We start from the raw sequence: 9712 nt of genomic DNA on the forward strand, positions 1-9712 counted from the left end.
ATGACCACGCTTCTTTACGGCCGACCGCCGGTCGTCTTCGATCCACCCGGCACTGGAGCGGGCGCCGCGATCCAGACCTCGCCCCTGATCCCCGGCTCCACCGCGCTTGAGACCGTGCCCGAGGGCTCGGCCGACGATATAATGATCTACGCCCCGCCCGGCGTGTTGGAGCGGCGCTATGTCCTGGCCCTGGCGCTGAGGGCGTTGAAGGTCGGGGGGCGGCTGGACGTCATGGCCCTTAAGGACAAGGGCGGGTCGCGGCTGAAGAAGGAGCTGACCGGCTTCGGCGTCGAGGTCGGTGAGACGGCCAAGGCGCACCACCGCCGCTGTATCGTGATCAAGCCCGAGACGATGGCCGGGATCGACGAGGCCATAGCCGAGGGCGCGCCGCGGATCGTGCCGGGGCTGGAGGCCTGGTCGCAGCCGGGGATCTTCGCCTGGGACCGGATCGACCCGGGCTCGGCCCTGCTGGCGCAACATATGCCGGCGCTGAAGGGGGCGGGCGTCGATCTGGGCTGCGGTTACGGCGCCCTGGCGACGGTGGCCCTGCGGTCGGCGGCGGTGACGTCGCTGCGGCTGATCGACCTGGACCGCAGGGCCGTCGAGGCGGCGCGAAAGAATGTCGAAGACCCGCGTGCGGGCGTCGAATGGGCCGACGTGCGGACGATGACCGCGGACGGCGAGCTGAACTTCGTCGTCAGCAATCCGCCCTTCCACGACGGCGGGGCCGAGGATCGCCGGCTGGGGCAGGCCTTTATCAGGAAGGCGGCCGAATTGCTGAAGAAGGGCGGGGTCGCTTGGATCGTGGCGAACCGGCACCTGCCGTACGAGGCCGAGTTGAATACGGCGTTCAACCGGGTGCGGCTGGTCGCGGATGCGGGCGGGTACAAGCTGTTCGAGGCGGTGAAGTGAGTCCGCGCTCAAGCAGCCCGAAGGGCGATAGCGCATGAAAAAAGTCCCCACCTCCCGCGTCGACCGTCTGCTGGGGTCGATGGGCTATGGCTCGCGGGCCGAGATGGCGCGGATGGCCAAGGCCGGAGGGATCGTGCTGGACGGGGCGGACCTGACGGATGTGTCCAGGCGGATCCCGGTGACGCGCGACCTGCCGACGCGGATGGAGATCGACGGCGAGCCGCTGGATCCGGTGCAGGGTCTGGTGATCCTGCTGAACAAGCCGCTGGGCATGACCTGTTCGCACAAGGAAGAGGGGGCGCTGGTCTATGACATCCTGCCGGGGCGTTGGCGGTCGCGCGATCCGGCCATCTCGACCATCGGGCGGCTGGACAAGCAGACCACGGGCCTGTTGCTGCTGACCGACGACGGGGATCTGCTGCACCGGGTGATCAGCCCCAAACGCCATGTGGCCAAGGTGTATCGCGCCGGGCTGGCGCGGCCGTTGACGGGGACGGAAGGCGCCTTGTTCGCCTCGGGCGAACTGGTGCTGGAGGGCGAGGACAAGCCGCTGGCGCCGGCGGTGCTGGAGGTGGTGTCCCCGACCGAGGCCCTGCTGACGGTGACGGAGGGCCGCTATCACCAGGTGCGACGCATGTTCGCCGCCGCCGGCAACCACGTCGAGACCCTGCATCGCGAACGGCTGGGCGGCCTGACGCTGCCGGCCGATCTGGCGCCGGGGCAGTGGCGGCTGCTGACGCCGGAGGAGATCGCATCGATCTTCGTCTGAGCCGAGATTGTGGACTTTTGACGCCAGATGGCTATCTTGATGGCCATGTCCAGCTACTCCGTCGCCGAAGCCAAGAACAACCTGCCCAAGCTGCTGGATCGCATGCTGGCGGGCGAGGCCGTGACCATCACGCGGCGCGGCGTCCCCGTCGCGCGGCTTGAGCCGGCTAAGGTGGCCGTCCCGACATCCGGCCCCATCGACATGGCCTGGTTGGAAAAGGTGCGCATCAAATCGGAAGCGCCCATGGACTCCGTCACCCTGGTCCGGCGTATGCGGGATGAAGAGATTTGACTCTCTATCTCGACACCAGCGTCCTGGTGTCCCTTTTCCACGCCGATAGGCACACGCCACGTGCTTTGGATTGGATCGCCGGTGTCGATGATTTCGTGCTTAGCAGCTGGGCGTTGAGTGAGTTTTCTTCAGCCCTCGCGGTGAAGAGCCGTATGCGACATCTGCTCGACAAGGACCGTCGCGCCTTGGAACGGCAGTTGGATCAGTGGTTGAAGACGCGCACAGTTCTGTCGGTGATCGACGGCGACATCGTGGAGGCGCGTGTGATGGTTCGGAGTGATGCAAGGCTGCGCGCGCCGGACGCCTTGCATCTGGCGATCGCGGCGCGGAATGATTGCGTCGTCGCCACCTTGGATGCGGATATGGCGGCAGTGGCCTGCGACCTCGGCCTAGAGGTCGTGATCCCATGACGACGGCCATCAAGATCTGCGGCCTGACGACCGCCGACACCCTGGACGCCGCCCTCAACGGGGGGGCGGATTTCGTGGGGGCGGTGGTGTTTCCCAAGAGCCCGCGCCATCTGGCGCCGGAAGCCGCGGCGCGTCTGTTCGAACGGGCGCGGGGGCGGGCGAAGATCGTGGCGGTGACGGTCGATCCGGACGACGCCTTGCTGGAAGAGATCGCGCGGACGCTGAGGCCGGATTTCATCCAGCTGCACGGGGCGGAGACCTCGGCGCGGGCGGAAACTGTTCGGGCTCTGACCGGGGCGGGGGTGATCAAGGCCCTGCCCATCCGGCATGGCGACGACTTCGCCGCCGCCGACGAATGGGATTATCACGCCGATCACCTGATGTTCGACGCCAAGCCGCCCGAGGGGTCGGTTCTGCCGGGCGGGGTGGGGCACAGCTTCGACTGGACCCTGCTGGCGGACCGGGCGTTCCGCCATCCCTGGTTCCTGGCGGGGGGGCTGAATCCCGACAATGTGGCCGAGGCGCTGCGGACCACCGGGGCGCCGATGCTGGATGTGTCCTCTGGCGTCGAAAGCGCGCCGGGTGTTAAGGACGCCGACCGGATCGCGGCCTTCATCCAAAACGCGCGCCGGACGTAATTACGACGCCTCCCTGCGTGAAAGTTGGACTCGTGAACGCTCAAACCCCCATCCAGACCCCTGATCCCGCCCAGCCGTTGTCCAACGCCTACGCCTGGCCGGACGCGCAGGGCCGGTTCGGTCCGTATGGCGGGCAGTTCGTGGCCGAGACCCTGATGCCGCTGATCCACGAGCTGGACGCGGCCTATAAGGCGGCCAAGGCGGACCCCAGTTTCCAGGCCGAGCTGGACGGTTTCCTGACCCATTATGTCGGGCGCGAGAGCCCGCTGTATTTCGCCGAACGCCTGACCGAACATTTCGGCGGGGCGCGAATCTGGCTGAAGCGCGAGGACCTGAACCATACGGGCGCGCACAAGATCAATAATTGCATGGGCCAGATCCTGCTGGCGCGGCGCATGGGCAAGACCCGGATCATCGCCGAGACGGGCGCGGGTCAGCACGGCGTGGCGTCAGCCACCGTGTCGGCGCGGTTCGGCCTGCCCTGCACCGTCTATATGGGCGCGGTGGACGTCGAGCGGCAGCAGCCGAACGTGTTCCGCATGCGTCTGCTGGGTTCGGAAGTCTTCTCGGTCACGGCCGGCGCCGCGACCCTGAAGGACGCGATGAACGAGGCGATGCGCGACTGGGTCACCAATGTCTCGGACACCTATTACATCATCGGCACGGCGGCGGGGCCGCACCCCTATCCGGCCATGGTGCGCGATTTCCAATCGGTGATCGGCAAGGAGATCAAGACCCAGTCGATGGCCCGGATGGGCAAGCTGCCGGAGGCCGTCGTGGCCTGTATCGGCGGCGGGTCGAACGCCATCGGCGCCTTCCACCCCTTCATCGACGACGCGACCGTGCGGCTGATCGGGGTCGAGGCGGCGGGTCACGGGCTGGATACGCCGGACCATGCGGCGTCGCTGAAGGGCGGGCGGTCGGGCGTGCTGCACGGCAACCGCACCTATCTGCTGCAGGACGAGGACGGAAACATCGTCGAGGGCCATTCGATCTCGGCCGGTCTGGACTATCCGGGCATCGGACCGGAACACGCCTGGCTGCATGACATCGGCCGGGCCGAGTATCGCTCGGCGACCGACAATGAGGCGCTGGAGGCCTTCCAGCTGTGCTCGAAACTGGAAGGCATCATTCCGGCGCTGGAACCGGCCCACGCCCTGGCGCGGACGGGCGAAGTGGCGCGCGAAGTCGGTAAGGGCGGCGATATCGTCCTGCTGATGTCGGGCCGGGGCGACAAGGACATCTTCCAGGTCGCCAAACATCTGGGAGTCGAACTGTGATCCGCAGCCTTCTGGCGGCGACCGCCGCGCTGAGCCTTTCGACCGCCGTTCAGGCCCAGACCTCGGCTGCGCCTGCACCGGCGCAGGTCCAGCCCGCCGAGGTCGCCCTGCTGCCCGGCGCGCAGCTGTCGCCGGATTGCGGCGGCCTTAACAATCTGGCCGGCCGGGCCTGGTGCGTCACCGCGCCCCTGGGGCAGGTCGGCGCCCTGGCCGACGCCTACATCGCCGATCTGGCGACCAAGGGCTGGCTGGCGGCGGGCGGCGACGAGAACCGCGTGGTCTTCGTCAAGCGCCGCGAGGCCGGCGGCTGCGACGGCATGCAGATGGTCGCCTTCTACGACACCACCAAGACCGCCGTCGCCGAACTGCCCGCCTATCTGGGCTTCGCCACTGTGCCGGGCGATGTGTGCGCCCAGCCCGCCGCCGAGAAGCCCGCTTCGGAAACCACGCCGCAATGACCACCGCCCGTATCGACGCCTGTTTCGCTGCGCTGAAGGCCGAGGGCCGTGCGGCCTTTATTCCCTATGTGATGGGGGGCGATCCGTCGCGCGAGGAGGCGCTGGAGCTTCTGCGCGGCCTGCCCGCCGCCGGGGCCGACATCATCGAACTGGGCTTCCCGTTCAGCGATCCGATGGCCGAGGGGCCGCCGATCCAGCGGGCCGCCATTCGCGGGATGAAGGCCGGGTTCGGCCTGCGCACCACCATGGATCTGGCGCGTGAATTCCGTAAGAGCGACGACGCGACCCCGATCATCCTGATGGGCTATCTGAACCCGATCGAGAGCCTGGGCTATGACGCCTTCGCCGCCTACGCGGCCGACTGCGGCGTCGACGGGCTGATCGTGGTGGACTGCCCGCCCGAAGAGGCCGGGCCGCTGATCGACGCGCTGGACAAGGTGTCGATCTCGTTGATCCGGCTGGCGACGCCGACCTCGGACGACGAACGGCTGAAGATCGTGGTCCAGGGCACGTCGGGCTTCGTCTATTATGTCGCCGTCGCGGGCGTGACGGGCGTCAAGGAGGCGAACGCCGAGGTGGTGGCGCCGGCGGTGGAGCGGGTGCGCAAGGCCTCGGGTCTGCCGGTCGCCGTCGGGTTTGGGGTCAAGACGCCGGAGCGGGCGGCCGAGATCGCGCGGGTGGCCGATGCGGTGGTGGTCGGGTCGGCCCTGGTGGACGAGGTGGCGGCGGCGTTGGAGGCCGGGGAACCGGCCGCGCCGCGCGTTCTGGCCCGGGTCAAGGCGCTGGGCGACGCGGTTCGGTCGGTGCGGACTGGTGCATCCCTGACGGAAACCGTCTAAGAGCCCGCCCATGGTCGACAAGAACAAACCCCAGGAAAAGCGCGGCGGCTGGCTCAGCCGTTTCGCGCCCGGCGTCCGCAAGATCGTTTCGCGCCGCGACACTCCCGACAATCTGTGGGTCAAGGACCCCGATACGGGCGAGATGCTGTACCGCTCGGACCTGGAGGCCTCGCTGTGGGTGACGCCGTCGGGCCGTCATATGCGGATCGACGCGCCGACGCGGCTGAAGGCCACCTTCGACGGCGGCCAGTATGAGTCCATCGACACACCGGACGTGCCGGAAGACCCGCTGAAATTCTCGGACGGCAAGTCCTACAAGGACCGCCTGAGCGCCGCGCGCAAGGCGGCGGGGCGTAAGGACACCATGGCCATCGGCTATGGCGTCGTCGGCGGTCAGGAAGCCGTGGTGATCGTGCAGGACTTCACCTTCATGGGCGGGTCCCTGGGCATGGCGGCCGGCGAGGCCTTCATCAAGGCCGCGCGCGAGGCCGTGGCCCGCAAGGTTCCGATGATCTGCTTCACCGCCGCCGGCGGCGCACGGATGCAGGAAGGCGCCCTGTCGCTGATGCAGATGGCGCGCACCACCCTGGCCATCCAGGAGCTGAAGGCCGCGACCCTGCCCTACGCCGTAGTCCTGACCGATCCGACGACGGGCGGCGTGACCGCCTCCTACGCCATGCTGGGCGACGTGCATCTGGCCGAACCGGGCGCCCTGATCGGCTTCGCCGGTCCGCGCGTGATCGAGGCCACCATCCGCGAGAAACTGCCGCCGGGCTTCCAGCGCGCCGAATATCTGCAGGAAAAGGGCATGGTCGACCGGGTGGTCGTGCGCGCCGACCTGCCGCGCGTCCTGGGCCAGATCCTGTCCATGCTGATGGGCGGAAACCGCCAGGCGGCCTGACGGCGCTTGCTCAACCTAGTGACGCGATTCATACTCGCCTAAAGGAGGCAGTTATGGGCGACGTTCTGTCCTGGCAGCAGATTGGGAGCGCTGGCGCGTTCACCACCAGCCAAGTCGCGCGCCTTGTCCGCCGTGATTCGTCTGAGGTTCTTCGGTGGACCAAAGGTGATCCGCCCCTTGTCGTGTCTGATTACGAGCCAATTCAAAATCGACCAGTCTTATCGTTCGAAGCTCTGCTCGAAGCTAGGTTTGTGTCCCACATGCTCCGGGAAGGCGTTCCTATGCGGCTTCTTCGCAAGGTATCGGAGAAGTTGAGACGCCAAGGAGTGCCTCATCCATTTGCTGCGGATCTGAGAATCGTGTCGGATGGTTTTCGTCTTTTCGAAAGTTCCGACGGTCGCCTGATCAATCTGGTCAACGAATGCTATGCTGAACCCGATTTAATGCGGCCCGCGCTTGAGGGCCGTGTAGTCTTTAAGCGCGGCGTGGCACGCTATTTTGAGCCCTATCCGCAAGATTTACCGCTTGTTCGGATTGATCCGAGGCTTGCCTTTGGTCGCCCGGTCGTTGTCGATGGCGACGCTGCGGCCCCAACCGCCAAGTTGGCGTCTGTGGCCGAAAGCGAAGGGATCGAAGCGGCGGCGGACTGGTATTTGATTTCCCAAGACGCGGTTCGACAGGCCGCCGAGTTTGAGCAGCGGTTGGCCGCGTGACCCTGATCCGGTTCGACGAAAACATCTCTCGTCGAATTCCGGACGCTCTCCGCCAGTTGAGGTTGCCTGAAGATGTCGAGATCGAAACTGCGTTCGAGGCGAATGCGGTCGGTCAAGCAGACGTAGATTGGTTGGCGGACTTCGCTCTTCGAGAGGGCTCCTGCATAGTCTCTGGCGATGAGAGAATGCGAGATCGGCCTGCGGAACGCGCCGCTTTGCAAGCGGCAGGCATCATAGCAGTCTTCCCTCCTGAGGGAAGATTTTGGACGCCTTTGCGCTTGTATGGGCAGGCAGCGTTTCTTATCCGCTGGTTTCCCATAATCGTGCGTTTGGCGCAGGATTCTGAACCCGGAGAGCATTTTCGCCTGCCCTCGAGTTGGACTTTGGATATTGAGTCAGTCCGAAAGCTTCCTCGTTTAGACTGAGATTGATGGACCCGATTTCCGAGCGGCTGCGCGCGCGACATCCGCAGAGGATCGATCTGTCGCTGGATCGGATGAAGGCCCTGTGCGCGGCGCTGGGCGATCCACAGCATAGACTGCCGCCGGTGGTCCATGTGGCGGGGACGAACGGCAAGGGCTCCACGGTCGCGATGATCCGGGCCATCGCCGAGGCGGCGGGGCTGAGGGTGCACGCCTACACCTCGCCCCATCTGGTGCGGTTCAACGAGCGGATCCGGCTGGCCGGTCGGCTGATTGAGGACGAGGCGCTGAACGCCGTGCTGGACCGGATCGAGGCCGCGATGGCCGAGACGGGCAGCGAGGCGACGGTGTTCGAGAGCACCACAGCCGCCGCCTTCCTGGCCATGGCCGAGACGCCGGCCGACCTGGCCATCGTCGAGGTCGGGCTGGGCGGGGTGCTGGACGCCACCAATGTGATCGAACGGCCGCTGCTGAGCGTGATCGCCCCGGTCGACTACGACCATGCGGAGTTCCTGGGCACGGACCTGGCCGGGATTGCGGCGGAGAAGGCCGGGGTGCTGAAGGCGGGGGCGCCGGGCGTGATCGCACGCCAGCAGGAGGCGGCCATGGCCGCCATCGAACGCGCCGCCCAGGCGGTCCATGCGCCGCTGACGGTCATGGGCGTGGATTTCGACGCCTGGGCCGAGCGGGGCGGGATGGTGTTCCAGAACCAGGAACGGTTCCTGGACCTGCCGGCGCCGGGCCTGGCGGGCGCGCACCAGATCGACAATGCGGGCGTGGCCGTGGCGGCGGCCCTGGAGCTGGACCTGCCCGAGGCGGCGATCGCGCAGGGGCTGAAGGCCGTGCGCTGGCCCGCGCGGCTGCAGAGGATTTCGGCCGGCCCGTATGGCGAGGCGGCCAAGGCGGCCGACGCCGAACTGTGGCTGGACGGGGGGCATAATCCCCACGCCGGGCGGGCGCTGGCGGCGTTTCTGGCCGAGCGTCAGACGCGGGCGCCGCGTCCGCTGGCCCTGATCTGCGGCATGCTGGCGAACAAGGACGCGGGTGGTTTTTTCGCCGCCTTGAAGGACACGGGCGCAACGGTTTTCACGGTCGACTTCGACGGGGCGGCGGCCGAGCCGGCGGCCCTGGCGGCCGTGGCGCGCGGGCACGGGCTGGCGGCGACGCCGGCGGGATCGGTCGGCGAGGCGGTGGATCTGGCGCTGCGGTTCGGCGCGGGGCGGGTGGCGATCTGCGGGTCGCTGTATCTGGCGGGCGAGGTGCTGGGGGCGAGCCGAGAGACCTGGCCGGAGTGACGTCGTCTCCCTCCCCCTGCGGGGGAGGGGCGTCGCGCAGCGACGGGGTGGGGGCGGCAAGGCAAAAGCGCACTGATCTGACTTGAGATGTGTCGCCCTGCCGTTCCCACCCGGCTCCGGCTACGCTTCCGCCCCCCTCCCCCGCAGGGGGAGGGAGAGTCTGGTGTGTTGGCCTTACTTGCTCATCCAGGGGCGGGACTTGCCGGCGGCGATGCGGGCGTTCTGTTCGCGCTGGAACCGGCCGCCGCGTGGGGCCTGGGGACGGGCGTCGAGCGCCGCCTTCTTCAGGCGCAGGGCGCGCTGGACGGGGGTTTCGCCGGGGATGTCGTCAGCCGGGATCGGTGTGTCTTCGTCGCTCATGAGACTCTCCTAGCATGAAAAACGCCCGCCGGTCGGAACCGGCGGGCGCTTGATCTTCAATGGAGCGAGACGATCAGGCGTCGGCCTTGACGCCGGCCTCGGCCAGCCATTCGACGATCTTGCCCTTGGGCATGGCGCCGACCTTCATCGAGGTCATCTGGCCGTCCTTGAACAGCATCAGGGTGGGGATGCCCTTCACGCCCAGTTTGGACGGGGTCATGGGACTGTCGTCGATATTGATCTTGGCCACGGTGACCTGACCGCCCAGTTCGTCGGCGATCTGTTCCAGAGCCGGGCCGATCTGTTTGCAGGGGCCGCACCATTCGGCCCAGAAGTCGACCAGGACGGGGGTGGAGGATTTCAGAACGTCGGCGTCAAAGCTTTCGTCCGTGACTTTTACAGTCGCCATGAATGGCTCCTTGGG

At 67.3% G+C, this 9712-nt stretch carries 14 protein-coding genes; 12 read left to right on the forward strand and 2 right to left on the reverse strand.

The window, feature by feature from the left end:
* The 12 genes from AC07NC_RS07325 (at position 1) to AC07NC_RS07380 (ending at position 8928) form a co-directional block, all read left to right on the forward strand.
* Positions 1-912, forward strand: coding sequence for a class I SAM-dependent methyltransferase (locus tag AC07NC_RS07325; protein WP_292100302.1), 912 nt, complete (start codon positions 1-3; stop codon positions 910-912).
* A gap of 34 nt (positions 913-946) precedes the next feature.
* Positions 947-1681 carry a pseudouridine synthase gene (locus tag AC07NC_RS07330; RefSeq protein WP_494569095.1) on the forward strand — a complete coding sequence of 245 codons (735 nt, stop codon included), beginning with the start codon at positions 947-949 and terminating at the stop codon, positions 1679-1681.
* Between the two features lie 27 nt (positions 1682-1708).
* Entirely contained in the window at positions 1709-1972 is a 264-nt protein-coding gene (locus tag AC07NC_RS07335) for a type II toxin-antitoxin system Phd/YefM family antitoxin (RefSeq protein ID WP_494569096.1), read from the forward strand.
* A complete protein-coding gene (locus AC07NC_RS07340) occupies positions 1969-2382 on the forward strand; it encodes a type II toxin-antitoxin system VapC family toxin (protein WP_292150293.1) in 414 nt (137 codons plus the stop codon). The genes AC07NC_RS07335 and AC07NC_RS07340 overlap by 4 nt, the downstream gene beginning before the upstream one ends.
* On the forward strand, positions 2379-3020 hold the full coding sequence (locus AC07NC_RS07345; RefSeq protein WP_494569097.1) for a phosphoribosylanthranilate isomerase: 642 nt from the start codon (positions 2379-2381) through the stop codon (positions 3018-3020). The genes AC07NC_RS07340 and AC07NC_RS07345 overlap by 4 nt, the downstream gene beginning before the upstream one ends.
* A gap of 77 nt (positions 3021-3097) precedes the next feature.
* Positions 3098-4300 carry a tryptophan synthase subunit beta gene (trpB, locus tag AC07NC_RS07350; protein WP_426026666.1) on the forward strand — a complete coding sequence of 401 codons (1203 nt, stop codon included), beginning with the start codon at positions 3098-3100 and terminating at the stop codon, positions 4298-4300.
* Positions 4297-4758 carry a hypothetical protein gene (locus tag AC07NC_RS07355; protein WP_494569098.1) on the forward strand — a complete coding sequence of 154 codons (462 nt, stop codon included), beginning with the start codon at positions 4297-4299 and terminating at the stop codon, positions 4756-4758. The genes trpB and AC07NC_RS07355 overlap by 4 nt, the downstream gene beginning before the upstream one ends.
* Positions 4755-5597, forward strand: a complete 843-nt coding sequence (gene trpA, locus AC07NC_RS07360; RefSeq protein WP_494569099.1) for a tryptophan synthase subunit alpha — start codon at positions 4755-4757, stop codon at positions 5595-5597. The genes AC07NC_RS07355 and trpA overlap by 4 nt, the downstream gene beginning before the upstream one ends.
* 10 nt (positions 5598-5607) lie before the next feature.
* Positions 5608-6498, forward strand: a complete 891-nt coding sequence (locus AC07NC_RS07365; protein WP_494569100.1) for an acetyl-CoA carboxylase carboxyltransferase subunit beta — start codon at positions 5608-5610, stop codon at positions 6496-6498.
* Between the two features lie 53 nt (positions 6499-6551).
* On the forward strand, positions 6552-7211 hold the full coding sequence (locus tag AC07NC_RS07370; RefSeq protein WP_494569101.1) for a hypothetical protein: 660 nt from the start codon (positions 6552-6554) through the stop codon (positions 7209-7211).
* Positions 7208-7636: a PIN-like domain-containing protein gene (locus AC07NC_RS07375; protein WP_494569102.1), complete on the forward strand. Its 429-nt coding sequence runs from the start codon at positions 7208-7210 to the stop codon at positions 7634-7636. The genes AC07NC_RS07370 and AC07NC_RS07375 overlap by 4 nt, the downstream gene beginning before the upstream one ends.
* 5 nt (positions 7637-7641) lie before the next feature.
* Complete coding sequence (locus tag AC07NC_RS07380) at positions 7642-8928, forward strand: bifunctional folylpolyglutamate synthase/dihydrofolate synthase (RefSeq protein WP_494569103.1); 1287 nt, start codon at positions 7642-7644, stop codon at positions 8926-8928.
* A gap of 174 nt (positions 8929-9102) precedes the next feature.
* On the opposite strand, the gene AC07NC_RS07385 is transcribed toward AC07NC_RS07380, so the two are convergent.
* Positions 9103-9288: a hypothetical protein gene (locus AC07NC_RS07385; RefSeq protein ID WP_008258864.1), complete on the reverse strand. Its 186-nt coding sequence runs from the start codon at positions 9286-9288 to the stop codon at positions 9103-9105.
* A gap of 73 nt (positions 9289-9361) precedes the next feature.
* Positions 9362-9697 (reverse strand): thioredoxin, encoded by a 336-nt coding sequence (gene trxA, locus AC07NC_RS07390; protein WP_008259544.1) that lies wholly within the window; start codon positions 9695-9697, stop codon positions 9362-9364.
* Between the last annotated feature and the right edge of the window lie 15 nt (positions 9698-9712).

The sequence above is a fragment of the Brevundimonas sp. GW821-FHT10A07 genome (genome assembly GCF_059415785.1).